Below are 25987 nucleotides of genomic sequence, written 5' to 3'. Positions count from 1 at the left end.
GTCCGCGGCTCCGCGCCCGCCCCGCCATGAACCCGCCCACCTATCGCATCGCCCCCAGCATCCTGTCCGCCGACTTCGCCAACCTGGGCGAGGAGGTCCGCAACGTGCTGGCCGCCGGCGCGGACTGGATCCACTTCGACGTGATGGACAACCATTACGTGCCCAACCTGACCTTCGGCCCGATGGTCTGCGAGGCGCTGAAGAAACACGCGATCAAGCCCGACGGCACGCCGGCGCCCATCGACGTCCACCTGATGGTGCAGCCGGTGGATGCGCTGGCGCAGGCCTTCTGCCGCGCCGGCGCCAACCTGGTGAGCTTCCATCCCGAGGCCAGCCAGCACGTCGACCGCACGCTGCAGCTGATCAAGGCCGAGGGCGCGCAGGCCGGCCTCGTGTTCAACCCGGCCACGCCGCTGGACGTGCTGGAGTGGGTCATCGACAAGGTCGACCTGGTCCTGATCATGAGCGTCAACCCCGGCTTCGGCGGCCAGAGCTTCATCCCGGGCGCGCTCAAGAAGCTGCAGCAGGCCAAGGCGATGATCCTGGCCAGCGGCCGCGACATCCGCCTGGAGATCGACGGCGGCGTGAAGGTCGACAACATCCGCGAGATCGCGGATTCGGGCGCCGACACCTTCGTCGCCGGCTCGGCCATCTTCGGCAAGCCGGACTACAAGAGCGTCATCGACGCGATGCGCGCCGAGCTGGCGCGCTGATCGGCCAGGAAGCGCGGATCCGGTGACCCGACTGCTGCTTGTCTGCGCGGCCAACCTGTGCCGCTCGCCGATGGCCGAGGCCGTGCTGCGCCTGCGCGCCGGCGAACTGGGGCTGACCGAGGTGAGCTCGGCCGGCGTGTTCGCCTCCTCGAAGGCGCATCCCGTGGACAAGCGCGCGCTGGCGGTGCTGGAGCAGCGCGGCTACGGCATGGACCGGCGCTGGCGCTCGCGCAAGGTCAGGCCCGAGGACTTCGACACGCACGACCTCATCCTCGCCATGGACCGCCAGGTGCTGCGCGGCCTGCGGGCGATGAAGCCGGCGGTGTCGCCGGCGCGGCTGGGGCTGTTCCTGGCGGGCATGACCGGGCTGGGCCTGGACGAGGTGCCCGACCCCTACTACGGCGCGGGCAGCGGCTTCGTGCATGTGCTCGACCTGATCGAGGCCCGCGTCCACACCTGGCCACGCGACGCGGCGGTCTTCCACAAGTCCGTCACCGCCTGATCGCCGCCGCCTGATCGTCGTCGCCCCTGTCCTCCTGTCACGCGCCGACGGTCGTCGCGCCAGAATCGCGCGTCCATGAACTGCCGGGAGGGGCGACGATGAGCGAGCGATTGGCGCAGGGGCCGGATGGCCAGTGGCGCTGCAAGTGGTGCGAGGCGCCGGGCTTCGACGCCTACCGCGACTATCACGACACCGAGTGGGGCTACCCGGTCCACGAGGACCGCCGGCTCTTCGAGAAGCTCTGCCTGGAGGGCTTCCAGTCGGGCCTGTCATGGCGAACGATCCTGGCCAAGCGCGAGAACTTCCGCAAGGCTTTCAAGCAGTTCGAGATCGCCAAGGTCGCGAAGTTCAAGGAAGCCGATGTCGAGCGCCTGCTGGCGGACGAGGGCATCGTGCGCCATCGCGGCAAGATCGAGGCGGTGATCCACAACGCCTCGCGGGCGCTGGAGTTGCAGAAGGAAGCCGGCTCGCTGGCCGCGTTCTTCTGGCGCTTCGAGGACCCGGAGGAGGGCGGCGACGTGCGGCCGACTTCGGACACCTCGATCAAGCTCTCCAAGGAACTGAAGAAGCGCGGCTGGAAGTTCGTCGGCCCCACGACGGTCTACGCGTTCATGCAGGCGATGGGTCTGATCAACGACCACGCCCCGGGCTGCATCGGAAGGAGCGCCGCCACCGCTGCCCGCCACGAATTCCGACCGCCCCGGTGACCCTGGGCCGGCATGGGGCTTGGGGGTCCAGGAGGGAGCCCCCATGCCCCGTGGAGGCCGCGCTTGGCGATGGCAGTTGGTTGGCCTCTGTCAGTCCGCCTGCCCTGGCGCCGGCTGCTGCGCCGGATGGTCGGCATGGGCAGGATGTTCAGTCAGCCGCGTGTGGGCCACCTCCCGCGTGTCGGGCCCCTTCCCACTGAAGCGATCGAGCGCCAGGTAGATCACCGGCGTGATGTAGAGCGTCACTGCCTGCGACAGGATCAGCCCGCCGACCACCGCCAGCCCCAGCGGCTGGCGCAGTTCCGCGCCGGCGCCCAGCCCCAGCGCGATCGGCAGCGCGCCCATCAGCGCCGCCATCGTCGTCATCATGATCGGACGGAAGCGCAGGATGCAGGCCTCGCGGATTGCTTCGGCCGGCGTCATGCCGCCATTGCGCTGCGCGTCCAGCGCGAAGTCGATCATCATGATCGCGTTCTTCTTCACGATGCCCACCAGCATCAGGATGCCGATCGTCGCGATGATGGTCAGCTCCATGCCTGCCAGCTGCAGCGTCAGCAGCGCGCCCACCGCCGCCGACGGCAGCCCCGCCAGGATGGTCAGCGGATGGATGTAGCTCTCGTAGAGCACGCCCAGCAGCACGTAGATCACCGCCACCGCCAGCACGATCAGCAGCACCTGGCCGCCCTGCGAGTCCTTGAACACCGCCGCGTCGCCGCCGTAGCTGGTGATGATGGATGGCGGCAGGCCGATCTCCCGCGTGAACTGGTCGATTTTGGCGGTCGCGTTGCCCAGCGGCACGTCCGGCGCGAGGTTGAAGCTCAGCGTGATCGCCTGCAGCTGGCCCTGGTGGTTGACCGCGGTGGGGCCGAGTTCGCGCTTGACGCTGGCGAACGCGGTCAGCGGCACCATCGTGCTGTTCCTGCCGCGCAGGTAGATCTTGTCGAAGGCGTCCTCGCTCAGCCGGTCGCTGTCGGTCGCCTCCATGATCACCTGGTAGGTGTTGCTCTCCGCGTAGATGCTCGAGACCTGGCGCTCGCCGAAGGCCGAGTACAGCGCATTGCGCAGGTCCTGCATCTGCACGCCCAGCAGTGTGGCGCGCTCGCGGTCGATCACCAGGTTGGCCTGCAGGCCGCGCAGCTGCGAGTCGCTGGTGACGTCGCGGAACACCGGGTCGTTGCGCAGCTTGTCCTGCAGCTTCACCGCCCAGCTGTTGAGCTCGCCGGTGCTGACCGACTGCAGCGTGTACTGGTAACGGCTCTTGGATTGCCGGCCGCCGAGCTGCAGGTTCTGCACCGGCCGCAGGTACACGGCGATGCCAGGCACGGCGCGCAGCTTCTTGCGCAGCTGCTCCAGCACCTGCGGCATCGCGGGGCGCTCCGAGCGCGGCTTCAGGTTGATGAAGAGCCGGCCGGTGTTGACGTTGCCGCCGCCCCCGCCGCCGCCCACCGCGGCGGAGACCGACGACACCGACGGATCCTCCTGGACGACGGTGGCGACGCGCTCCTGCAGCACCGTCATCGCGGCGAAGGAGATGTCTTCCGACGCCTCGGTGCTGGCCTGGATCTGGCCGATGTCCTCTTCCGGGAAGAAGCCCTTGGGGATCGCGATCCACAGCCAGGCGCTGGCCACGAAGCTCGCGATCGCCACCGCGCCGATCACCCAGCGATGCCGCAGTGCCCAGTCCAGCGAGGCCGTGTAGCGGTCCAGCACCCAGGTGAAGCCGGCTTCGAACGTACGGCCCAGCGCGTTCTCACGGACCTCGTGGTGGCTGCTCAGGAAGCGGCTGCACAGCATCGGCACCAGCGTCAGCGACACGCCGGCCGAGACCATGATCGCCAGCGACACCACCACCGCGAACTCGTGGAACAGCAGCCCGATCACGCCCGGCATGAAGAAGATCGGGATCAGCACCGCCACCAGCGAGATCGAGATCGACAGGATGGTGAACGCCATCTCGCGCGCGCCGCGGATGGCGGCGTCGAACGGGGCCATGCCGTCCTCGACGTGGCGCACGATGTTCTCGAGCATCACGATCGCGTCGTCGACCACCAGGCCCACGGCCAGCGTGATGCCCAGCAGCGAGATGTTGTCCAGGCTGTAGCCCAGCGCGAACAGCAGCGTCACCGCGCCGATCAGCGAGATCGGCAGCGACAGCGTCGGGATCAGCGTCGCGACCATGCGGCGCAGGAACAGGAAGATCACCATCACGACCAGCGCCACCGTGAGCGCGAGCGTGAAGTAGACGTCGTGCAGCGACTCGCGGATCGAGACCGAGCGGTCGTTGAGCGTGCTCATCTGCACCGAGGCCGGCAACTGCGCGGCAAAGCGCGGCAGCATCGCCTTGACCGCGTCCACGACCTTCACCGTGTTGGCGTCGGGCTGGCGCTGCACGGCCAGCACGATGGAGCGCTCGCCATTGAAGTTGGAGAAGGACTTGACGGTCTCGTAGCTGTCCTGGACGTCGGCCACCTCGCGCAGGAACACCGGCGCGCCGTTGCGCGTGGCCACGACGATGCTGCCGAAGGCCGCGGCGTCGCGCAGCTGCTTGTTGGCCTGGATGGTCAGCGTCTGGCGGGTGCCGTCCAGTGTGCCGACCGGCGTGTTGGCGTTGGCGCCCTTGACCGCGGCCTGCAGCTCGTCCAGCGTGATGTTGCGCTGCTGGAGCAGCTCGTTGCGCGCCTTGATGCGCACCGCGAAGCGCTTCTGGCCGTAGATCGAGACCTGCGCCACGCCGTCGATGGTGGACAGGCTGGGGGTGATCAGGTTCTCGGCGTAGTCGTTGAGCTCCGACAGGTTGATCGACGGCGAGGTCAGCGCCACCAGCAGCACCGGCGCGTCGGCCGGGTTGACCTTGCGGTACGACGGCGGCGTCGTCATCTCGGTGGGCAGCGCGCGCAGCGAGCGGAACAGCGCCGCCTGCACGTCGACGGCGGCGGCGTCGATGTCGCGCGAGGGGTCGAACTCCAGCGTCAGCGAGCTGTTGCCCAGCGTGTTGGTGGAGGAGATCGTCGTGATGCCGGCGATCGTCGAGAACTGCTTCTCCAGCGGCAGCGCGACCGAGGAGGCCATGGTCTCGGGGCTGGCGCCGGGTAGCACCGCCTGGACGTTGATGACCGGCGTGTTGAAGCTGGGCAGCGCGGCGACCGGGATGCGGCTCCAGGCGGCGATGCCGGCGACGACCAGCGCGATGTTCAGCAGCACGGTCATGACCGGCCGCCGGATGAAGAGTTCGGTGAGATTCATGGCGTCGTTCGCGGCGGGGGCGGGGGCGTCGAATCGGAGCCGGGGGCTCAGGGCGCGGCGACGTCGGTGGCGGACGCGCCACCGCCCGCGGCGGCGGAGGCCGCGGCCAGGCGCACGGCCGCGGCCGGATCGACCGCGGCGGGCTGGGTGCGCAGCGGCGTGCCGGGGCGCAGGTTCTGCTTGCCGTCGAGCACGACCATCGCGCCGGCGTCCACGCCGTCCACCACCGCCATCTCGCCGAAGGTGTAGCGCAGCTTGACGGGCTTGAGCTGGGCGGTCTTGTCCGGGCCGACGACGTAGACCTGGCGGTCGCTGCCGCGCAGGATGATCGCGGCCTGCGGGATCACCACGACGCCGGGCAGGCTGCGCAGCGTCATGCGCACGCGCAGGTACTGGCCGGGCCAGAGCTTTTGCGCGCCGTTCTCGAACTCGGCCTTGAGCTTGATGGTGCCGGTGGTGGCGTCGACCAGGTTGTCGACGAAGCTGAGCCGGCCGCGCGCGACCGCATCCACCGGCTTGCCGCCCCGGCTGTCCTTGCGGGCGGGGCCGCCCTCGATGGTCGGCAGCATGGCCTGCACCTCCAGCGCGGCGGCCTTGGCACCCTCGGCCGGGCGCATCGCGTCGAGCACCGGCGCGAGTTCCGTCTCGGGCAGGTTGAAGCTGATGGCGATCGGATCGATCTGGACGATGTTGACCAGCGGCGAGCCGGTCGCGCTGGCCTGCACCAGGCTGCCGGGCCAGACGTTGACGGCGCCGGCGCGGCCGGCGAAGGGCGCACGGATCTCGTTGTAGCTGAGCGCCACGGTGGCGGACTGGACGGCGGCCGCGTCGCCATCGACCAGGCTGCGGCCGGCCTCGAGGTTGGCCAGCGCCGTGTCGACCGCGCTTTGCGCGACGAACTTCTGCGCGAGCAGGTCCTTGGCGCGTTCGTACTGGCGCTGCAGGTCGGCGAGGCTGGCCTTGTCGCGGGCGAGCTGGGCGCGGGCCTTGTCGAGGTTGGCCTGGTCCGCGCGCTCATCGAAGCGGAACAGCGGCTGGCCCTTGGCGACGGTCTGCCCGTCGCGCACCAGGACGTCGCGGACGGTGGAGGTGGTCTGGGCGCGGATGTCGACCTGGTTGATCGGCGTGACGGTGCCGCTGGCCTCGACGGTGACCGGCACGTCGCGGCGCTGCGCCGTGACGACACCGACCAGCTGCGTGCCGCCCGCGCCCGAGGCCCCGCGCGCCGGCGCGGGGGCGCCGTCGGCGGTGACGGCCCCGGACCGGCCGTCGGCCGATCGGGCCTTCCACCACCAGCCGCCGCCGGCGACCAGCAACAGGACGATCAGGGACAGGGCGAGGGACTGGCGGCGCATGAACACGTTCTCCAACGACGGTCTTCTTCGAGGGGCGCGGAAGCTTAGGCTGCGGTCCTGCGATGAATGTTTCGTTCAGGTTAATCCTGCGTAGGACAGAGGAAAACCTGTGCGATTTGGAGCGTGTTCGGACGGGGCGGGGGCTGGCGCCCGCGGGCGTCAGAGGCCTTCGAGCGCCTTCGCCAAGGCGGCGCCCACCTGGGCGTTGTGCTTGACCAGCGCGATGTTGGTCACCAGGCTCGCGCCGCCGCTGAGGTCCTTGATGCGGGCGAGCAGGTAGGGCGTGACCGCCTTGCCGCTGATACCCTGGGCGCCGGCCTCGGCCAGCGCCTGCGCGATGAAGCCGTCGATCAGCGCCTTGGGCATCGCGTGCGCTTCCGGCACCGGGTTGCTGATGACCGCGCCGCCGCCCAGGCCCAGCGCCCACTTCGCGCGCAGGAACTTCGCCTGCTCCGCCGGCGCGTCGATGCGGAAGTCCGCCTTCAGTCCGCTGTCGCGTGTGTAGAACGCGGCGAAGTTCTCCTGGCCCACCGACAGCACCGGCACGCCGTGCGTCTCCAGGTATTCCAGCGTCAGCGCCAGGTCCAGGATGCTCTTGGCGCCGGCGCACACCACGGCCACCGGCGTGCGCGCCAGTTCCTGCAGGTCGGCCGAGATGTCGAAGCTGGTCTCCGCGCCACGATGCACGCCGCCGATGCCGCCGGTGACGAAGACCTCGATGCCGGCCAGCCGGGCGCAGATCATCGTCGCGGCGACCGTCGTCGCGCCGATGCGGCCGGTGGCCAACGCGTAGGGCAGGTCGCGGCGGCTGAGCTTCATCGCGTCGGGCGACTGGCCCAGCAGCTCGAGCTGCTCATCGTTCAGGCCGACGCGGATCTTGCCGTCCAGCACCGCGATCGTCGCGGGCACCGCGCCGTGCTCGCGCACGATGGCCTCGACCTCGCGGGCCGTCTGCACGTTCTGCGGATACGGCATGCCGTGGGAAATGATGGTGGACTCCAGGGCCACCAGCGGGCGGCCCTCGGCGCGCGCGGCGGCCACCTCGGGCGAGAAATCGATCAGGGTCGGGTCGAAGCGGTCTTGCGTGTTCATGCGGTCTCTCTTGGATTCTTGGAAAGGGGTCAGACGAGCAGCGCCGGGCTCAGCGCCTCGCTGACCGTCGCGTCGCTCTGCAGCGTCAGCGCGGCCAGTCGCAGGCCCAGCGCGCAGGCGCCGCGCAGGTCGTCGGGATCGCGGTGCAGCGCCGCGGCGATGCCGGCGGTCATCGCGTCGCCGGCGCCGGTGACCTCGCGGATGGCCGCGGGATCCAGCGGCGGCGGGGCGAGCAGGGCGAGCTCATCCCCATCGGAATGGCGCACGCCCCGCGCGCCATCGCTGATCACCAGCCGCTGCAGGCCGGCCTCGCGCAGCGCATGCCAAGCGCCGCGGAGCGCGCCGTCGTCGGGCAGCGCGCGGCCGACCAGCGCCTGCAGTTCGCCGCGATTCAGCACCAGCAGCTCCACGCCGCGCAGGTCGGGGCCCAGGCGCGCCATCTTTGGTTCCGACACGGCGACGAGCAGCAATCGCTGCTCGCGCAGGCGGGCTTCGGCGCGCAGCTCGTCGAGCGTCTCGTGCGGCAGGTTCAGATCGGCGACGAGCCAGCGCGCCGGCGCCCGCTGCGGCGCGGTCTGGCGCAGGAAGGCGCGGTCGAGCCGGTCGGTGAGTTCCATGTGCGCGAGCGCCAGCACCAGCTCGCCTTGCGGATCGAGCACGGCGGTGTAGCTGCCCGTGGCGGCGTCCACGGCCTGCAGCGAGCCGGCGCAATCGACGCCCAGCGCCTGCAACTGCGCCAGCAAGGCCTGCCCCGCGGCATCGCGGCCGACGGCCGTCAGCAGATGCACCGGCAGGCCGAGCCGCGCGAGGTTCTCGGCGATGTTGCGGGCGACGCCGCCGGCGGTGTCATGCTGGGTCGCGGGATTGGAGCTGCCCATGCGCAGCGGGCCGAGGCCACGTAGCTTGCGGTCGAGGTTGGTGCCGCCTATGCAGACGATGGGCTGGCGCTGCGGCAGCACATAGGCGCGCCCGAGGATGCGGCCCTCCTTCGTCAGCTGCGCGAGATGGCCGGCGACGGCCGAGCGCGACAGGCCGAGCTGGTCGGCCAGTTCCTGCTGGCTGATGAAGGGGTTGGATTCGACCAGGGCGAGCAACTGGTCTTTGGATGAAGACATCGGCGCATTCTAGACAAATGTCCTTGTAATAGACAAATGTCCAATTCGATCCTGCGGTCAAGGCGCTTCCACTCGTCCTGACCTTCCATGCTCCAGCGCTGCTGCCCATCGAGCCGCCCCCTCACCCCCACCCTCTCCCCCTGCGGGGGCGAGGGAGCAATGAGCCCTCTCCCGCTTGCGGGAGAGGGAGGGGTGAGGGCCAGCGGCCTCAGAAGAACCCGAGCTTCTGCTGCGAGTAGCTGACCAGCAGGTTCTTGGTCTGCTGGTAATGGTCCAGCATCATCTTGTGGGTCTCGCGGCCGATGCCCGATTCCTTGTAGCCGCCGAAGGTCGCATGCGCCGGATACGCGTGATAGCAGTTGGTCCACACGCGCCCGGCCTTGATGCCCTTGCCCATCCGGAAGGCGGTGTTGATGTCGCGCGACCACACCCCCGCGCCCAGCCCATAGGGCGTGTCGTTGGCGATGCGCAGCGCCTCCTCCTCGGTCTTGAAGGTGGTGACGGCCAGCACCGGGCCGAAGATCTCCTCGCGGAAGATCCGCATGTCGTTGGTGCCCTTGAACAGCGTCGGCTGGATGTAATACCCGCCCGCCAAGTCCCCACCGAGCTGCGCGCGTCCGCCGCCAATGAGGCACTGCGCGCCTTCCTGCTTGCCGATCTCGAGATAGGACAGGATCTTGTCGAGCTGCATCGACGAGGCCTGCGCGCCCATCATCGTGTCGGTGTCCAGCGGGTTGCCCTGCTTGATCGCCTTCACGCGGTCGATGGCGCGGGCGATGAAGCGGTCGTAGATCGATTCATGGATCAGCGCGCGCGACGGGCAGGTGCAGACCTCGCCCTGGTTGAACGCGAACAGCACCAGGCCTTCGATCGCCTTGTCGAAGAGGTCATCGTCCTGGGCGGCGATGTCGGGGAAGAAGACGTTGGGGCTCTTGCCGCCGAGCTCGAGCGTCGCGGGGATCAGGTTGGTCGCGGCCGCCTGCGCGATGACGCGGCCGGTCGCCGTCGAGCCGGTGAACGCCACCTTGGCGATGCGCTTGCTCTGCGCCAGCGGCATGCCCGCTTCCTTGCCGTAGCCGTTGACGATGTTGAGCACGCCCGGCGGCAGCAGGTCGGCGATCAGCTCGGTCAGCACCAGGATGCTCACCGGCGTCGACTCCGCCGGCTTGAGCACCACGGCATTGCCCGCGCCCAGCGCCGGCGCCAGCTTCCACGCCGCCATCAGGATCGGGAAGTTCCACGGAATGATCTGGCCCACGACGCCCAGCGGCTCGTGGAAGTGGTACGCGACGGTGTTCGCGTCAATCTCGCTGAGCGCGCCCTCCTGCGCCCGCAGGCAACCGGCGAAGTAGCGGAAGTGGTCGACCGCCAGCGGCAGGTCGGCATTGAGCGTCTCCCGCATCGGCTTGCCGTTGTCGATGGTCTCGGCGTAGGCGAGCCGCTCCAGGTTCTGCTCGATGCGGTCGGCGATGCGCAGCAGCACGTTGGCGCGTTCGGCCGCCGGGGTCGCGCCCCAGCGCTCGGCGGCGGCATGCGCCGCGTCCAGCGCCAGTTCGATGTCCGCGGCATTCGAGCGCGCCGCCTGCGTGTAGACCTGCCCGGTGATGGGCGTGATGACGTCGAAGTACTGGCCGTCCCGCGGCGCGGTCCATTGGCCGCCGATGAAGTTGTCGTAGCGGGGCTTGAACTGCAGCGGGGCGCCGGCGGCGTTGGGCTTGGCGTAGATCATGGCTTGTCTCCGTGGTTGATGAGGCGTCGAACGCCCGCCACCGCTTTGCATGGGCCGTGCCAGCGGCCGCTTCGCGCCGAAGACCCTGCTCGGCGGCGGAAAGCCGCTTCTCTTTTCGACAGGCTTTGGTCAGGATCGGTCCACAGACTGGTCCCGGCATCGCCGCGATGGCGCAGGTGTTCCGGAATGGCGCAACGCGGATGCGGATTCCGGCTCAAACCCGCGATCGCGTCGATGGCGAGGACCGGACGGACCGTCGAGGCCGAGGGTGCCGACGCAAGGAGACGACAGGATGGTGAAAACCCCGAGCGGCGCCGCGCTGGCGCCGAGGCTGCTGCGCGCCGCGCGGCGCGAGCTGCTGGACACCGGTCGGCTCAGCGTCGAGGCGCTGGACGAGGGCCTGAGCCGCAGCTGGCTGCGCAGCCGTGATTTCGGCCTGGACCCGGTCGGCCGTCCGCCGGGCGCGCCGCATGCGTCGGGCGCCCAGCTCCGGCGCGCGCTGGAGCGGCAACACGAGCTGGTTGCCCACGCGCGGCCGGTGATGGAAGACCTCTTCGAGCAGACGCGCGACAGCGACGGCCTGGTCATCCTGGCCGACGCGCAAGGCCTGCTGCTGGGCGCGCTGGGGGATGGCCGCTTCGTCGACCGGGCGCAGCGGGTGGCGCTGCGGCCCGGCGCGATCTGGGACGAGCGCTGGCGCGGCACGAACGCGATCGGCACGGCGCTGGCGGAGCAGCGGCCGGTGGCGGTGCTCGGCGGCGAGCACTTCCTTGAGCGCAATGCCTTCCTCAGCTGCACCGCGGCCCCGATCCGCGATCCGCAGGGGCGCGTGCTGGGCGTGCTGGACATCTCCGGCGAGCAGCGCGGCTTCCAGCGGCACACGCTGGCGCTGGTGCGCTCGGCGGCGCGGATGGTGGAGCACCGGCTGTTCCAGACGCGGCATGCCGACGGGCTGCGCCTGCAGCTCCACCTGCAGCCCGAGGGCCTGGGCACGCCGACCGAAGGGCTGCTGGCGCTCAGTGACGACGGCTGGATCCTGGGCTGCAACGCGGCGGCGCAGGCATGGCTGGGCGCCGAGGCGGCGCGGCCGAGTCCGCTGGAGGCGCTGCTGCCCCTGCGGTGGGCCGAGCTGATGGACTGGGCCCGGGAATGCGGCGAGGGCGCGCGCCTGCTGCGCCGCGAGGACGCACCGCCGCTGTGGTTGCGGCTGGACGCGCCGCGTGGATGGCGGCGACCGGCGCCGGCGCCGCGAGGGCATGGGGCGACGGTGGTCGATGTGGAGGCCCAAGCCGAGGTGGCGATGACGCGCCCGGTGGCGCTCGATCTCGCACCGGTGGGGCAGGCGTCGCGCACGACGATGCCCGCGTCGATGACGCCCGATGCGCTGCATCTTCTGGACCTTGGCGACGCGGCGATGCACCAGGCGGTGATGCGGGCGCGGCGGGTGCTGGACAAGCCGATCCCGCTGCTGCTGCAGGGCGAGTCTGGCGTGGGCAAGGACCTGTTCGCGCGCGCCGTCCACGACAGCGGCCCGCGACACGGCCGCGCCTATGTCGCGGTGAACTGCGCGGCCCTGCCGGAGTCGCTGATCGAGGCGGAACTCTTCGGCTACCGGCCCGGCGCCTTCACCGGGGCCTCGCGCGACGGCGCGCAGGGGCGGCTGAGGGAAGCGCATGGCGGCACCCTGTTCCTCGACGAGATCGGCGACATGCCGCTGCCCCTGCAGGCGCGGCTGCTGCGCGTGCTGCAGGACCGGCAGGTGCAGCCGCTGGGCGGCGGGCCGGCGGTGGCGGTGGACTTCCAGCTGATCGGCGCGAGCCATCGGCCGCTGCGGCAGCTGGTCGCGCAGGGCCTGTTCCGCGAGGACCTGTACTACCGGCTCAACGGGCTGACGCTGTGCCTGCCGCCGGTGCGAGAGCGCCAGGACCTGCCGATGCTGGTGGCGCGATTGCTGGCGGCGAACGAGCCGGCGCGGCGGGTGGAACTGGATCCGCCGCTGGCGCGCGAGCTGATGGCCTACCGCTGGCCGGGCAACGTCCGGCAGCTGGAACAGGCCCTGCGCATCGCCTGCGCGCTGATGGAGCCCGGCGAGTCGGTCATCCGCCGCGGGCACCTGCCGGATGACCTCGTCGAGGAGCTGGACCAGGGCGCGCCGCTACCGATTCCGGTGCTGCGGCCGGAGGGGCCGGTCGCCGCCGAAGCCGAGGGGAGCTCCAAGTCCGCTTGGGCGGAGGAAGGTCGCCCGGCGCCCGCGGCGATGTTGCGCGACCAATCGCGGGCCCACGCCCGCCGCGTGCTGGCGGACTGCGGCGGCAACCATTCGGAGGCCGCGCGGCGGCTGGGCATCGGGCGCAACACGCTGTACCGGCTGCTCAAGGGGCCGGCATCCGCGTCGGGCGAGTAGCCCGCGGGCGGTCGGCATCGGGCCTGTAGGGCGACGACTGACAGGCTGATCAGCGGATCGCTGCCGCCGCCTTGCGCCGAACCCGGCTTCCGACGGCGAGCCGGCGCCCCTATTCTTTCGGTCATGCGGTCCAGGTTTCTGGTGGTGGATTGCAGAGGCGCAAGCCGGACGTCAATGGGTAAGGCGGGCATCCGAAAGGATGTCCGCCTTCGTCTTTTGGGGCGCTGCGATGGGCCGTATCGGGGGCGATCAGGGGGTGATCAAGCGGCGAACTGGCGGATCGCCCGACCCACGCGCGCGGTTTCGAGCAGGACGCTCAGTTCCTCCATCAGCTCGTCGCCATGCGAGCACGGGATGCACGGGAGGTCGGAGAAGGCTGCCTTTCGAAGTGTCCGACGATGGGAAGGTGGTCGAAGAAGGGATGCGGGGCGAGGGGATCGTCGCTCGACTCGAGCGCCGGCAGGGGAGCGACCCGGGTGTTCGCCTCGTTCAGGCGCCAGCCGAACCGTCCGCAGAGCACCGAGGACGAGACGATCAACTGGTCGAAGGTGCGCCAGTGGGAAAAGCGGCCGCCAGCGTGGAAGTAGGTGCCCGGGTCGCAGCTGCGATCCTCGGTGGCGCCCGGCGGAAAGGCGTGGAGATGCCGCCAGAAGGGGTTGTAGAAGAGCCGCCGGTTCCGCTTCACCCGGTCGCGATCGCGGCTTGCATGGAGATAGCGCTCCATGCCCTCGTCGAAGGGTTCATCGTTGAAGTCGCCGACCAGGACGACGTTCGCATCGGGCAGGTACCTCAGGATCTGGTCGTCGATCCAGCGACGCAGGAAAGCGGCCAGGTGCGTCCGTTCGACATCGTGCCGGTCCATGAACAGCCGGCTCGGCCAGTGCGATGCGATCAGGTGCAGCGGCTGGTTGCCATCGCGCAGGCGGACCAGGAAGGCCTGGCCGACCTTGCGGATCCCGCCTCCCTCGTCCTGGATCATCGACCGGTCGAACTCCACTGTGATGCGATCGGTCCGGCTCAGGACGCATTGCGAGAAGCGGCTCCGTCCCGCAGGGTGGAAGGCCTTCAGCCAGGTGTAGTCCGCCCGCGCGATCGGGCAGGCGTCGTGCAGTCCGTCGATGCTGCGCTCGGCCATCTCGCCCAGCACGATCACGTCCGCCCGGACCACTTCGATCAGGTGTCGCAGCACCTGCGCGGCTGCCTGGAAATGGGCCGGTCCAGCGCGGTCCGGGACGCGCGTCGGCGACAGGCCGGTGTTCCACCACGCGATGTGGATGCCCGGATCGGCGGGGAGGGGAGAAGTCTTCATGGTCGGCGTCGGTAGGGACGGGCAGTCACTCTACGAGGACGTCCGCGAGCGCGCCACGCCCGCGGCGCAATCGAATGAGTGGACTTCGCGCCGAACCTGCCGGACATGAGTCAGCGCGCCCACCGACTCCTGCGCTTGCGGGCGCCGGACCGGCGCGCTGGGCCGTCGCGGCGGGGCCGTCCGCTCGTGGCCGAGGCCGCGCGACGTGGCATCTCCGCCACGGAATCGCCGCGAAGGCCGATGAAATCGGCCTCGGAGGGCGTCGGATCCCTATGTTGTCAGGCGCGCCGCGCGCGCAATCGGCGTAGCCTTCGGGCCGTTGACAGACGGGACTGGCGGCCAGCGATGGCCAGGGAGGCCCTCATGGACGACTCCGCGCACGAGCGGCCCACGTCCGCCGCGGCGGCCGCGCTGCTGGGGCAGATGAAGCGGGCGGTCTTCGACGGCTCACGCATCGCCGTGATCCAGCGCGACCTCGCGAACCGCGTGCTCTACGCCAATGCCGCCGCCTTGGACATGAGCGGCGCCGGCCATGTCGACGAACTGCGCCTGGACCAGCTCTTCGCCGGCGAGGCCGGCCGCATCCTCGACGAAGAGACACGCGGTCGACGCAACGGCGAGCTCGGCGCCTATCGCGTCACGCTGACGCGCCTGGACGACCCTGGCCGCCAGGTCGCCGTCGAGGTCACCGGCCTGCCGCTGATGGACGCGCGGGGCGCGGTGGTCGGCTCGCTGGGGTTCTTCCGCAGCCTGCAGCACCAGGTGCTGACCGACCGGCTGCGCGAATTGACGCTGAGCCACGCCGGACGCCCGGACCTGCTGCCGCGGATGGCCGAGGCCCTGCGCAGCGAGCTGCCCTACGACCTGATGCTGGTGTCCCGCGTCGTCGCGGACGGCGAGCATTGGGAATCGGAGATCGTCTTCAACCACCCGCCCTTCCGCCAGGACGTGCCGACCGCCTGGTACGAGCTCAACGACGCGCAGCGCGCCTTCATGGAAGCGAACGACGGCGGCATCCACGACTTCGATGCGGTGATGAGCGCGCCGCCCTGGTCCGACATGGCCGACGAGCCGATCTGCCGCCAGATGCGCGCGATGGAGCTGAAGTCCAGCATGTGGCGACGCATCACCCGCGGGCAGGGCGCGGACGAGCGCACCGTCGCCATCCTGACCCTGCTCAGCCGCGAACGCGATGCCTACGGCGAGTCCCATCAGACGCTGTTCAACCAGCTGCCGCTGGTCGAGACGGTGCTCTGCGCGCTGGACCACGCGGCCCAGGAGCGCGACCGGCGCCAGCTGCGGATGTTCCGCGCGCTCAACCGCTGCGTCGACATCCAGGGCGCCTGCCGCTGCCTGGCCGACGCGCTGATCGAGATCTTCGACTGGCAGCATGTCGCGCTGTTCCGCATCGACAGCGCGCGCGAGTCCATCGTGCGCGTGGCCTCCGCGCGCCGCGGCGACGACGGGTGCGCGGTCGATACCGGCACCGTCTGGGGCGACTACGCGCAGCACCTGGGCGTGGGTATCCTCGGCCGCGTGGCGCGGACGATGACGGCGCAGAAGATCCCGGATGTCTCGCAGGACCCGGACTACCTGCGCACGCCCAATGGCGAGCCGATCCGCTCCGAACTGGCGGTGCCCATCCTGTTCTCCGAGGGCGAGCGGGTGCGCTTCATCGTCAACGTCGACGATCCGCGGGTCAACGCGTTCTCGCGCGAGCATGTCCGGCAGCTGACCGACATTGCCCACGAGGTTGCCGGCGCGATGGAGCGCATCAGCGACCTGACCTTGATGACCGAGTGCGTGAACAACGTCGCCGATCCGGTCATCGCCACCGACGCGAAACTGCGGATCCGCCGCGTCAATCCGGCCGCGGAAGCGCTGTTCGGCGCGCGTCGCAAGGCGCTCGAGGGGCGCAGCCTGATCGATTTGTTCCAGGATCCGCAGCCGCTCGTGGCGCTGCTGCAGGGCACCGAGGCCGGTGACCGGATCGGGGAGTTGCACGTCCGCCGGCCGGCCTGCGAGGACGTGGCGGCCGAGGGCCCCGAGGGTTCCGAGGTGCCCGGCGGGATAGGGGAGGCGCCCAGCTCGGTCTTCGTCACCCGGCGCGACTTTCCCGGCAAGCTCGGCGGCCATGTGTTCATCGCGCGCGACCTGCGGCCGATCCGCCGGTCGGTGCAGCTCGAGTTCCTGGAGGAGACCGCCTACGAGCTGGCCGTCGAGACGCAGGCGCCGCTGGGCATGGCGATGTCCTGGCTGGAAAGCGAGCTCGAGTCGGCGCATCGTCCCGGCGCCGCGCGCGATCCGGACCGGGCCCGCGACCTGCAGACGGTGCTGCGGCAGCTGGGCCGGGTGAAGCATGCCTTCACGCGGCTGGCCATGTACAACCGCGAGGCCCGCGTCGCCGCGCGCGCGGTCAGCACGGTCCAGCTCGACAGCGAGCTGGAGGCGCTGCTCGCCAGCCTGGCCGCGTCGGAACGGGAGAAGGTGCGGCTGGTCTTGGCGGCGCGGCGGGTCGAGGTCGAGGCCGACCACACGCAGATGCACATCGTCGTCGAGAGCCTGCTGTCGGTGCTGCTGCGCGCGGCGCCGGAAACGGCGACGGTGCAGCTCACGCTGGTGCCGGACGACCGGGAAGTCTTCCTGCGCCTGCGCGGCAAGCTGCCACCGGCCCGTCGGCACGGCACGCGTTTCGCGGCGCCCGAGGCGGCGCAGGCGGATCTGCGGCTGGCTCATCCGCTGCTCGACAAGCTGATGCGCAACCAGGGCGGCAGCCTGCGCATCCACGCGCTGGCCGATGGCGAAACCGAATTCGTGCTCGGTTTCCCGAGGGGGATCGCTCATGGCTGACTTCCTCCTGGTGTTCTGCCCGCAGCAGCAAGGCATCGAGGTCGAGCAGATCAAGAAGCAGCTGCGGCGCTTCGGCGCGCACGCGGTGCAGCAGGAGACCACCTGCGAGACCGCCCTGGAGCAGCTGCAGCAGCAGCGCTTCGACTTCGTCATCGTCGGCAGCCGCCTCGCGGCCGATGCCGGCGCGGTGGTGGAGGACGGCGGCGGTCTCGACTTCTGCCGCAAGGCCCGGCTGCTGACGCAGACGCCGATGATGCTGCTGGCGCCGGCGCTGACCTCGGAGCTGCAGCGCGAGAGCGCGCGCGTGCCGGGCCTGACCGCCTATGCCGATCCGGGCACCGCCGGCGGCTTCGCGCTCGAGCTGCTGCAGCCCGGCCAGCGCGTCGATCCCTGCCTGGCGATCCGCGTCAAGGCCAGCGAGACCGGCTGGAGCTTCGACATCGACGGCATCGGCTTCAAGTTCCATGGCGACGGCATGCTGACCGTGCCCCGCTCGGCCTGGATGCGCTGGGAAGCGCAGCACATGTTCCAGCCCGACTGGTACGACGAGTTCTCCGACATCGGCGAAAGCATCCGCATCGCGCTGTGCGACGAGAACCCGCATTTCAAGGTCCAGCGCGAACTGGGCCGCGCGGCCGCGGCGATGCAGCTCGGCGATGCCGGGCGCGAGCTGCCGGACCGGCTCACCTTCGCGGTGTCGGAGGCCTGTTATCCGCTGATGCTGGAGGCGGTCTTCGATCCGTCGCTGCGGCCGGAGCCCTGGCTGGCGCAGGCCGCCTCGGTGGCGCGGCGCCTGCTGGAAAGCGATGGCGACGCGAGCCAGGACCTGTTCTCCGGACCGCCCGCCGCGCGGCGCGCGCTGCTGATCTGCGCCGACACGCATGGCAGCGTGTTCAGCGCGAAGCTGCTGGGCGGGCAGGTGCGGCTGGACCCGCTGACCTCGGTGCGGCTCGAATGCGCGCGGGTGCGCAAGCTGCTGACGACCCGCGACACGCGCACCGGTCAGCCGCTGTTCTACGAGGACAACATCCGGGTGCTCGGCATGGACGGGCCGGTGACGCGCGCGGCGCTCGACGCGGCGCTGCGCGAGGGCAGCTGGGACCTGATCCATTTCGCCGGCCACACCTGCTTCCAGCGCCACGGCGCGCAGCAGCGCGGCGGCACCGGCTTCCTGTTCATCGGGCCGGCGGAGGAGCCGGAGGGCATCGACTTCGGCGACATCGTCAGCTACATGCGCGAGGCGCGCTTCGTCTACCTGAGCAGCTGCGAGAGCGGCAACTCGGGCTTCGCGGCGCTGGCCGCGGCCGCCGGCATCCATGCGGTGCTGGGTTATCGCTGCCGCGTCAACGACCGCACGGCGGCGCTGCAGGCGAGGCTCTTCTACCGGATGCTGCTGCGCAGCCACTCGCTGAACGCGGCCTTCGGCCTGGCGCGGCGCCGCATCTACAAGCGCTACCGCGACCGGGACAACGCCTGGGCCTCCGCGATGCTGGTCACGCCGGAATTCCGGTCGTGATCGGGGAAGGCGGTCTCGTCGACGCGTTCTCGCTCAACTCGGCTCGCCGGTCATCAGGTCCAGCGCGATGCCGGCGGCGGGATCGCGCGGGTAGAAAGCTTGATGGCCGTGCGCGGCGCGCATTGCCGGCTCGCTCCATGGCGCGGTGCGCGCGGACCGGTAGTTGAAGAGCAGGCGTGCGCCTGGCACCTGCCGCACGACCGCGTGGATCGCTTCGTCGTCCGGATGCTGGAAGAGGCTGCCGTCGGTGGAGACCAGCCAGGTGCCGCACTCGATCCGACCGAGCAGGTCCGGGCTGAGGTTGGCGGCCGAGCCGTGGTGGGCCAGCTTGACCGCGTCGAGCCGCAGCGTCGCGGCGCCTGTCGCGGCCGCCATCCGGCCCAGCGTCGCCGCGAGCGTCGGCGCATGCGCGTCGCCGAGCAGCGCGAGGCGTCGACCGGCGTATTCGGCGATGACGGCGATGCTCGAGCCGTTGGCCACCGCGTCATCCATCGGTCCGAGCGCCAGCGCCGCCGACGACATCATCTGGTCCGGCGTCGGCCGCAGCCGCGCGCCCGAGGCGCGATAGGCCGCGCGACCATCGAGCCGCGCGCGCAGCGCCGCCTCGTTCGCCGGGTCGACCTCGGCGCGCTCCAGGGCGCGGCTCCAGGCGGTGCGCAGCTTGACGAGTTTGTCCAGCGTCGGCGACAGCAAGGTGAGCCGCAGGCCGCCGGGCAGCTCGCGCACCGGCAGCGGGCCGGTCGCGGGCACGAACACCGGCGCGCCTTCGAAGGCCGAGTTCCATTGGCGCCCATCGATGCGAACGCTGATCTCGGTGCCCTGCATCGCGCTGCGCTGGTGGATGCCGGCCTCGTCGGATGGCGCTTGGCGCGGGGCGGGCGGCGGCTCCTTCAGTTCCTGCGCGATGTGCGGCCAGCCGTTGAACCAGATGTCCCGGAAGGTGGCCAGCTCCGGATGATTCAGCAGCTTGAGACAGCCCTCGATGTGATCGCCGTCGACATGCGTGATGACCAGCAGTTCCAGCTCGCGCTGATCCTCGGGCAGCGCCGCCAGGCGGGCCGACAGCGCGCCATAGGCGCCGATCGGTCCGCCGTCGATCAGCACGCGATGGGGCCGCGCCGCGTCGCCATAGCTCAGCAGCAGGCAGTCGCCGTGCCGCGCCGGCAGCAGCTCGATGCGGAAGACCTCGGCCATGGCGGTCGTGGCGACGCGCTCAGGACAACGCGTGCCGCGGATAGGGCCAGGCGGGTGCCTGGGAGCGGAAGACCACCGCCGGCGCGCGGGAACGCAGCGCGGCGTCGCTGACCGCGTAACCCCAGTTGATCAGCTCGCACTGCTCCTGTTCCTTGAAGCGGTCCAGGCGCGTGCGGATCGCCGCGAGGTCGGCGATCCGCGCCGGATCGACGGACAGCGCCGGCACCTCGGTCGCGGGGTAGTCGGCGATGTCGGTGTCGATGGCCCAGAACGCGCCCTGGGCCTCGCCGCGCGCGTAGGCCGCGATCAGCATGCGCTTGCGCAGGGCCAGCGCCTGGTTCAGGCCGATGTCCATCGCGCGCAGCACCTGCCGCGGGGCCATCGTGCCGATGCCGGCGTCGATGTCGAAGGGCTTGCCGGCGTCGCTGACCAGCACCGTGGCATGGCGGCCCCAGACGGTTTCCAGCCCGAGGTTGTCGTAGACGCCGCCGTCGGCCAGCATCAGGCGGCGGCGGTAGTCGACCTGGTCGTAGAGGTCGGCGCCCTCGACGCGGGTGAAGTCCTCCGGCCGCACGTCCAGCGCGATCGGCGCCAGGACCGGCGGGAAGGCGCTCGAGCAGGCGACCGCGGTGGCCACGTCGAAGCGCGGTTTCGGGATGAGGCCGATGCGGTAGTCGCCGGCGTAGGGCTTGGAGAAGCGGAAGCTGACGCCGGTGGCGTAGTTGGTCGCGTTGAACACGAAGCGCGGCGTGTCGGGCAGCGACTGCAGCGAGGCGTCCAGGCCCAGACGCTGGCGATATTCCTCGGCGACGGCCTCGCCGGCCGACCGGAAGGGATTGAAGGCGCCCGACAGTACCGAGGCCACGTCGATGTTGCGGGCGCAGAACTCGCGCAGCGGGGTCACGACCTCGGCCTCGAAACGCGGGGAATGCCCGTCGCCGTCGAAGGCCAGTCGCGGCCAGCGCACGGCCAGCAGCCCCGAGGCGATCGAGCCGCCGGAGACGCTGGACAGGCGCGCCAGCCGGCCCAGCACGCCCAGCTCGTTGAGGCGCCACAGCACGCCGACATGGAACAGCACGGCCCGGAAGCCGCCGCCAGACAGCGCGAGCGCGATGCCGTCGGCACGCGCGTCAGGGTCGAGGGGCATGGCCGTCTCCCGCAGTGGCAATGGACCAGCCTAGGCGCCGGGCGCTGGCGTCGCAAGCGGTCAAGTTGGGGATGCGGGCCCGCGTGACGGCGCACGACAGGCCGGTCGCGCGCGCGGCCGTGAGGTAGTGACGCATAACGCCGTGCGTTAGCGGCGATGGGGATTCAGCATCGGCCCGATCGAGCCGATAGTGCTGTCTGGTCCATTCGCGCCGCCCCGTGCATCGGGCGTGGCGGCGCCGTTCTCTTCCCACTCATGAAACTCCGCACCCGCATTCTTTTCCTGTGTCTGGCCGCGTTGATCGGCATGGTGGTCCTGGCAACGGTGTCCTTGACGACGCTGCGCCAGACGATGATGAAGGAGCGCACCGCGCAGCTGTCCACGCTGGTGGTGCTGGCCCAGGCCGCGCTCGAGAAGCTGCACGAGCAGGAGCTCGCCGGCAAGCTGACCCGCGAGGAGGCACAGCGCCAGGGCAAGCTGATCATCGGCAGCTTCCGCAAGGACGAGCTCTACTTCTTCGTCCGCGGCTACAGCGATGACGTCAACCTGGTGCATCCCAATCCGAAGCGCGTCGGCATCGTCGACGCCAAGGGCGGCAAGGAGGCCGGCGTGCGCTATCGCGCCGCGCTGGAAGGCCGCAAGGTCGGCACCGTGATCGCACCGGGGACGCGGCCCAACACCAAGGACGAGGTCGAGAAGCTCTACGCGGTGACCCGCTTCGAGCCCTGGGACTGGATCGTCGGCTTCGGCGACTACATCGACGACATCGACAAGGCCTTCTGGCGCAGCGCCGCGGTGCTGCTGTCGATCGGCCTGGCGCTGATGGCGGTGGTCGGCCTGCTGGGCTGGCGCCTGGCGACCAGCATCTACCGCCAGCTGGGCGGCGAGCCGGCCTATGCCTCGGAGATCGTCCACCGCATCGGTGCCGGCGACCTGAACGTGGCGGTGGACCTGCGCGGCGCGCATGCCGACAGCCTGCTGGTGGCGATGGACCGCATGCAGCGCAGCCTGTCGACCACCGTCGGCCAGATCCGCGGCGCGACCGACACCATCGCCAGTGCCGCGGGGGAGATCGCCTCGGGCAATCGCGACCTGTCCTCGCGCACCGAGGCGCAGGCCAGCGCGCTGGAAGAGACGGCGGCGTCGATGGAGGAACTGACCGCCACCGTCAAGCAGAGCGCCGACAACGCCCGGCAGGCCAACCAGCTGGCGATGTCCGCGTCCGATTTCGCGGTGCAGGGCGGCCAGGTGGTCGACGAGGTGGTGGCCACGATGGCGTCCATCAGCGGCTCGTCCAACAAGATCGTCGACATCATCGGCGTCATCGACGGCATCGCCTTCCAGACCAACATCCTGGCGCTGAACGCAGCGGTGGAGGCGGCCCGCGCCGGGGAGCAGGGACGTGGCTTCGCGGTGGTGGCCTCGGAGGTGCGCACGCTGGCGCAGCGCAGCGCGACGGCGGCCAAGGAGATCAAGTCGCTGATCGGCGACTCGGTGCAGAAGGTCGAGGCCGGCAGCGCCCTGGTGAGCCAGGCCGGCGCGACCATGTCGCAGATCGTGGGCAGCGTGAAGCGGGTCACCGACATCGTCGGCGAGATCTCCAGCGCCAGCCAGGAGCAGACCGCCGGCATCGAGCAGATCAATCAGGCCATCGCGCAGATGGACCAGGCGACGCAGCAGAACGCGGCGCTGGTCGAGCAGGCCTCGGCCGCGGCCGAGTCGCTCGAGCAGCAGTCGCAGGCGCTGGTGACGGCGGTGGGCGCGTTCTCCTGAACGCCTGAACGCGCCCGGGCGAGCGAGGCGGTCGGCGGGGCACCGCTACGATGCGGGCCCCGATGTCCTCGTTGCCGCACCGATGCCCGCGCTCGTTCCCACTCCCACCGCCTTCATGCTCGACCTCGACGGCACGCTCGTCGACACGCTGGGCGACTTCGTCGCCGTGCTCAACCGCGTGATGGCCGACATGGCGCTGCCCGAGGTCTCTCGCGCTTTCGTCGAGCACACCATCGGGCAGGGCAGCGAGCACCTGATCCGCAGCGTGCTCGCCGAGGCGGGCGCGCCGCCGCAGCGCTACGAGGAGGCCTGGACGCTGTACCAGCGCCATTACGAGGTGCTCAACGGCGAGCACGCCGATGTGTTTCCCGGCGTCGTCGAGGGACTGGACGCGCTCAAGGCGCTCGGCCTGCCGATGGCCTGCCTGACCAACAAGCCGGCCGCCTTCGCCCGCGAGCTGCTCCGGCGCAAGGGCCTGGCCCACTACTTCGACCGCGTCTTCGGCGGCGACGACTTCGAGCGCAAGAAGCCCGATCCGCTGCCGCTGCTCAAGACCTGCGAGGCGCTGGGCAGCGCGCCGGCCACGACCTGGATGATCGGCGACTCCAGCAACGACGCCCGCGCCGCCCACGCGGCCGGCTGCCCGATCGCGCTGGTCAGCTACGGCTACAACCACGGCGAGCCGATCCGCGGCGTGCCCGCGGATCGCTACCTGGACCGGCTGGACGAGCTGCTCGGCTGAGCGCTCGCGGAGCGCCGCGAGCTCAGCGGTTACTGCCCGCGGCGTTGCGGCTGCTCGTCGCGGCAGGCTTGGCGCCGCCCAGCAGCGCCACCTTCAGGTCGGAATCGGCCGGCGACTTGCCCAGCCAGATCTTCAGCAGCATGTGGAAGAAGTCCTCGCCCTTGATCGGCTCGCCGGGAATCAGCTGGCCGTTGACGAAGACCACGGTGCCGGTGCCGGGGATGTAGTCCACACCGAAGCTCTCTCCGGTCTTGAGCTTCTTCTTCTGCACGAAGATCTCCGACATGCGCAGCACGCCGCTGATGGAGCGGCCGAATTCCTCGCGCGTGGCGTTCTGCTCCATGCCCTTGGTGAAGAGCTTGCCCAGCTCCTCGCCATCGATGTCGCGCAGCATCTGGATGTGGATGCGCTTGGGACCGTTGTTGGCCAGCACGGCCTCCGGCGTGGTGGCCTTCGCGTTCAGGTACAGGCCGGCGGTGTAGACCTTGAAGATCGCCTTGTAGCGGATCCCCGCGCCGTTGAGCTGCAGCTTCTGGCCGGCGACCTCGGCGGTGCCGTCGTACTTGACGCCGGCGAGCTCGACCGGCGCCGGGGCCGCCGCGGGCGAGGCGGCCGGCGCGGCCGATGACGCGCCCGGTGGCGTCGACTGGGCGGACGCCCCGACGGGCGCCAGCATCGCGGCCGCGAGCGCGGCCATCAGGACATTGCGCTTGGACATGGTGTCTCCTTCCCTCCGGAGGATCGGCCGGCTCCGCGGCCGGCTCTGGACGGGGAGTATGCGCGAACCGCCCCGCGGCCGGACCCCGGGAATCCGCCTGCTACACTGCGCCGCACCATGTTTATCACGCGCAAGCACATCAAGGGGTCGAACGACCGGGGAGCCTGGCCCTGGCGATCCTGGCACGACTTCACCTGAAGCCGCCTGCTGCTTGCCACCCGCCGTCCCCTCTATCCCTCGGACGCGGGTCACCGTCACGCTCTTGCTGCACCCTACCCGACGGGGCAGGTCCAACAGGCGACCTGAGTTTCCGCTTGCGCGCGCGCCGTGATGCCCTGCATCGCCGGCCTCGCCGCAGCCGACAAGAGGTTTGACGACGTGATCACCGAACTGGAATTCCAAAGCCTGGCCGCTGACGGCTACAACCGCATCCCGCTGATCAGCGAGGCCTTCGCGGACCTTGAGACCCCGCTCTCGCTCTACCTCAAGCTCTGCGCCGGCAACGGGCCGGGCCGGCACAGCTTCCTGCTGGAATCCGTGGTCGGCGGCGAGCGCTTCGGGCGCTACTCCTTCATCGGGCTGCCGGCCCGCACCGTGCTCAAGAGCGAAGGCACGGTCACCCGCGTGATCCGTGACGGCGCCGTGATCGAGACCCACGACGGCGACCCGCTCGCCTTCATCGAGGCCTACCAGCAGCGCTTCAAGGTCGCGCTGCGGCCCGGCATGCCGCGCTTCTGCGGCGGCCTGGCCGGCTACTTCGGCTACGACGCGGTGCGCTACATCGAGCCGCGCCTGGCGGACTCCACGCCCGAGGGCGGCCTGCCCACGCCCGACGTGATGCTGCTGCAGTGCGAGGAGCTGGCCGTCATCGACAACCTGTCGGGCAAGCTCTACCTGATCGTCTACGCCGACCCGTCGCAGCCCGAGGCCTACTTCAAGGCCAAGAAGCGGCTGACGGAGCTCAAGGACAAGCTGGGCTACTCGGTGGCCGCGCCGCGCGTGGTGCGCGGGCAGGCCCATCCGGTCGAGCGCGAGTTCAACAAGGCCGACTTCCTCGCCTCGGTCGACAAGGCCAAGGCCTTCATCGCGGCCGGCGACTGCATGCAGATCGTCTTCGGCCAGCGGCTCAAGAAGCGCTACACCGAATCGCCGCTGAGCCTCTACCGCGCGCTGCGCTCGCTCAACCCCAGCCCCTACATGTACTTCTACGACATGGGGGACTTCCAGATCGTCGGCGCCTCGCCCGAGATCCTGGTGCGTCAGGAATCGACGCCGGAAGGCCGCAAGGTCACGATCCGCCCGCTGGCCGGCACGCGTCCGCGCGGCGGTACGCCGGAGCAGGATCAGGCGCTCGAAGTGGAGCTCAAGGCCGATCCCAAGGAGCGCGCCGAGCACCTGATGCTGATCGACCTGGCCCGCAACGACATCGGTCGCATCGCGCGGACCGGCAGCGTCAAGGTCACCGACGCGTTCGCGGTCGAGCGCTACTCGCATGTGATGCACATCGTCAGCAATGTCGAGGGCCTGCTGAAGGACGGCATCGGCAACATGGACGTGTTCCGCGCCAGCTTCCCGGCCGGCACGCTGTCGGGCGCGCCCAAGATCCGCGCGATGGAGATCATCGACCAGCTCGAGCCGGTCAAGCGCGGCATCTACGGCGGCGCCTGCGGCTACCTGAGCTTCGGCGGCGACATGGACCTGGCCATCGCCATCCGCACCGGCGTGGTCATGGACCAGGTGCTGTACGTGCAGGCGGCGGCGGGCATCGTGGCCGATTCGGTGCCCGAGCTCGAATGGAAGGAGACCGAGGCCAAGGCCCGCGCGCTGCTGCGCGCGGCGGAGCTGGTCGAGGAAGGTTTCTGACCCGGACGAAGGAGA

Annotated in this window: 18 protein-coding genes; 9 read left to right on the top strand and 9 right to left on the bottom strand. The window is 70.4% G+C overall.

The genetic code is table 11. From position 1 onward, the window contains the following. The first annotated feature begins 26 nt into the window (after nucleotides 1-26). The 3 genes from rpe (at nucleotide 27) to FHT38_RS20665 (ending at nucleotide 1922) form a co-directional block, all read left to right on the top strand. Nucleotides 27-713 (top strand): ribulose-phosphate 3-epimerase, encoded by a 687-nt coding sequence (gene rpe, locus FHT38_RS20675; RefSeq protein WP_147241869.1) that lies wholly within the window; start codon nucleotides 27-29, stop codon nucleotides 711-713. 22 nt (nucleotides 714-735) lie between these two features. After that, the gene (locus FHT38_RS20670; protein ID WP_221213868.1) at nucleotides 736-1215 is read left to right on the top strand and encodes a low molecular weight protein-tyrosine-phosphatase; all 480 of its coding nucleotides are present in this window, start codon (nucleotides 736-738) and stop codon (nucleotides 1213-1215) included. 98 nt (nucleotides 1216-1313) lie between these two features. Then, entirely contained in the window at nucleotides 1314-1922 is a 609-nt protein-coding gene (locus FHT38_RS20665; RefSeq protein WP_091728209.1) for a DNA-3-methyladenine glycosylase I, read from the top strand. Nucleotides 1923-2012: 90 nt separating this feature from the next. Here FHT38_RS20665 and FHT38_RS20660 read toward each other — a convergent pair whose 3' ends face one another. The 5 genes from FHT38_RS20660 to FHT38_RS20640 all read right to left on the bottom strand — a co-directional run bounded on the left by FHT38_RS20660 (nucleotide 2013) and on the right by FHT38_RS20640 (nucleotide 10456). After that, nucleotides 2013-5165: an efflux RND transporter permease subunit gene (locus tag FHT38_RS20660; RefSeq protein WP_183493066.1), complete on the bottom strand. Its 3153-nt coding sequence runs from the start codon at nucleotides 5163-5165 to the stop codon at nucleotides 2013-2015. A gap of 47 nt (nucleotides 5166-5212) precedes the next feature. After that, nucleotides 5213-6520, bottom strand: coding sequence for an efflux RND transporter periplasmic adaptor subunit (locus tag FHT38_RS20655; protein WP_183493065.1), 1308 nt, complete (start codon nucleotides 6518-6520; stop codon nucleotides 5213-5215). Nucleotides 6521-6679: 159 nt separating this feature from the next. Continuing rightward, nucleotides 6680-7612, bottom strand: a complete 933-nt coding sequence (locus tag FHT38_RS20650) for a pseudouridine-5'-phosphate glycosidase (RefSeq protein ID WP_183493064.1) — start codon at nucleotides 7610-7612, stop codon at nucleotides 6680-6682. 29 nt (nucleotides 7613-7641) lie between these two features. After that, on the bottom strand, nucleotides 7642-8727 hold the full coding sequence (locus tag FHT38_RS20645) for a PfkB family carbohydrate kinase (RefSeq protein WP_183493063.1): 1086 nt from the start codon (nucleotides 8725-8727) through the stop codon (nucleotides 7642-7644). 208 nt (nucleotides 8728-8935) lie between these two features. After that, nucleotides 8936-10456 (bottom strand): aldehyde dehydrogenase family protein, encoded by a 1521-nt coding sequence (locus FHT38_RS20640; RefSeq protein WP_091728193.1) that lies wholly within the window; start codon nucleotides 10454-10456, stop codon nucleotides 8936-8938. 292 nt (nucleotides 10457-10748) lie between these two features. On the opposite strand from FHT38_RS20640, the gene FHT38_RS20635 reads away from it, so the two are divergent. Further along, on the top strand, nucleotides 10749-12860 hold the full coding sequence (locus FHT38_RS20635) for a sigma-54-dependent Fis family transcriptional regulator (protein ID WP_183493062.1): 2112 nt from the start codon (nucleotides 10749-10751) through the stop codon (nucleotides 12858-12860). Nucleotides 12861-13188: 328 nt separating this feature from the next. Here the strand turns inward: FHT38_RS20635 and FHT38_RS20630 are convergent, their stop codons facing one another. Further along, nucleotides 13189-14169, bottom strand: coding sequence for an endonuclease/exonuclease/phosphatase family protein (locus FHT38_RS20630; RefSeq protein ID WP_183493061.1), 981 nt, complete (start codon nucleotides 14167-14169; stop codon nucleotides 13189-13191). Nucleotides 14170-14532: 363 nt separating this feature from the next. Here FHT38_RS20630 and FHT38_RS20625 point away from each other — a divergent pair, with 363 nt between their 5' ends. Both FHT38_RS20625 and FHT38_RS20620 read left to right on the top strand, forming a co-directional pair. Continuing rightward, the gene (locus tag FHT38_RS20625) at nucleotides 14533-17019 is read left to right on the top strand and encodes a PAS domain-containing protein (RefSeq protein WP_183493060.1); all 2487 of its coding nucleotides are present in this window, start codon (nucleotides 14533-14535) and stop codon (nucleotides 17017-17019) included. Continuing rightward, a complete protein-coding gene (locus tag FHT38_RS20620) occupies nucleotides 17012-18535 on the top strand; it encodes a CHAT domain-containing protein (RefSeq protein WP_183493059.1) in 1524 nt (507 codons plus the stop codon). Before FHT38_RS20625 ends, FHT38_RS20620 begins: the two co-directional genes overlap by 8 nt. 33 nt (nucleotides 18536-18568) lie before the next feature. Here FHT38_RS20620 and FHT38_RS20615 read toward each other — a convergent pair whose 3' ends face one another. Both FHT38_RS20615 and FHT38_RS20610 read right to left on the bottom strand, forming a co-directional pair. Further along, nucleotides 18569-19729 (bottom strand): hypothetical protein, encoded by a 1161-nt coding sequence (locus FHT38_RS20615; RefSeq protein ID WP_183493058.1) that lies wholly within the window; start codon nucleotides 19727-19729, stop codon nucleotides 18569-18571. 19 nt (nucleotides 19730-19748) lie between these two features. Continuing rightward, nucleotides 19749-20876, bottom strand: coding sequence for a patatin-like phospholipase family protein (locus FHT38_RS20610; protein ID WP_183493057.1), 1128 nt, complete (start codon nucleotides 20874-20876; stop codon nucleotides 19749-19751). A gap of 255 nt (nucleotides 20877-21131) precedes the next feature. Between FHT38_RS20610 and FHT38_RS20605 the strand changes: the two genes are divergently transcribed. Next, nucleotides 21132-22649, top strand: a complete 1518-nt coding sequence (locus FHT38_RS20605; protein ID WP_183493056.1) for a methyl-accepting chemotaxis protein — start codon at nucleotides 21132-21134, stop codon at nucleotides 22647-22649. Between the two features lie 82 nt (nucleotides 22650-22731). Next, nucleotides 22732-23391, top strand: a complete 660-nt coding sequence (gph, locus tag FHT38_RS20600; protein ID WP_091728176.1) for a phosphoglycolate phosphatase — start codon at nucleotides 22732-22734, stop codon at nucleotides 23389-23391. Between the two features lie 22 nt (nucleotides 23392-23413). On the opposite strand, the gene FHT38_RS20595 is transcribed toward gph, so the two are convergent. Further along, on the bottom strand, nucleotides 23414-24067 hold the full coding sequence (locus FHT38_RS20595) for a chalcone isomerase family protein (protein ID WP_404935746.1): 654 nt from the start codon (nucleotides 24065-24067) through the stop codon (nucleotides 23414-23416). A gap of 420 nt (nucleotides 24068-24487) precedes the next feature. Between FHT38_RS20595 and trpE the strand changes: the two genes are divergently transcribed. Further along, the gene (gene trpE / locus FHT38_RS20590; RefSeq protein ID WP_183483098.1) at nucleotides 24488-25972 is read left to right on the top strand and encodes an anthranilate synthase component I; all 1485 of its coding nucleotides are present in this window, start codon (nucleotides 24488-24490) and stop codon (nucleotides 25970-25972) included. Nucleotides 25973-25987 lie beyond the last annotated feature (15 nt).

Origin of the sequence: Mitsuaria sp. BK041, from assembly GCF_014193085.1 — a bacterium.
Classification (GTDB): Bacteria; Pseudomonadota; Gammaproteobacteria; order Burkholderiales; family Burkholderiaceae_C; genus Roseateles.
This window is presented reverse-complemented; position numbering and strand designations above follow the sequence as displayed.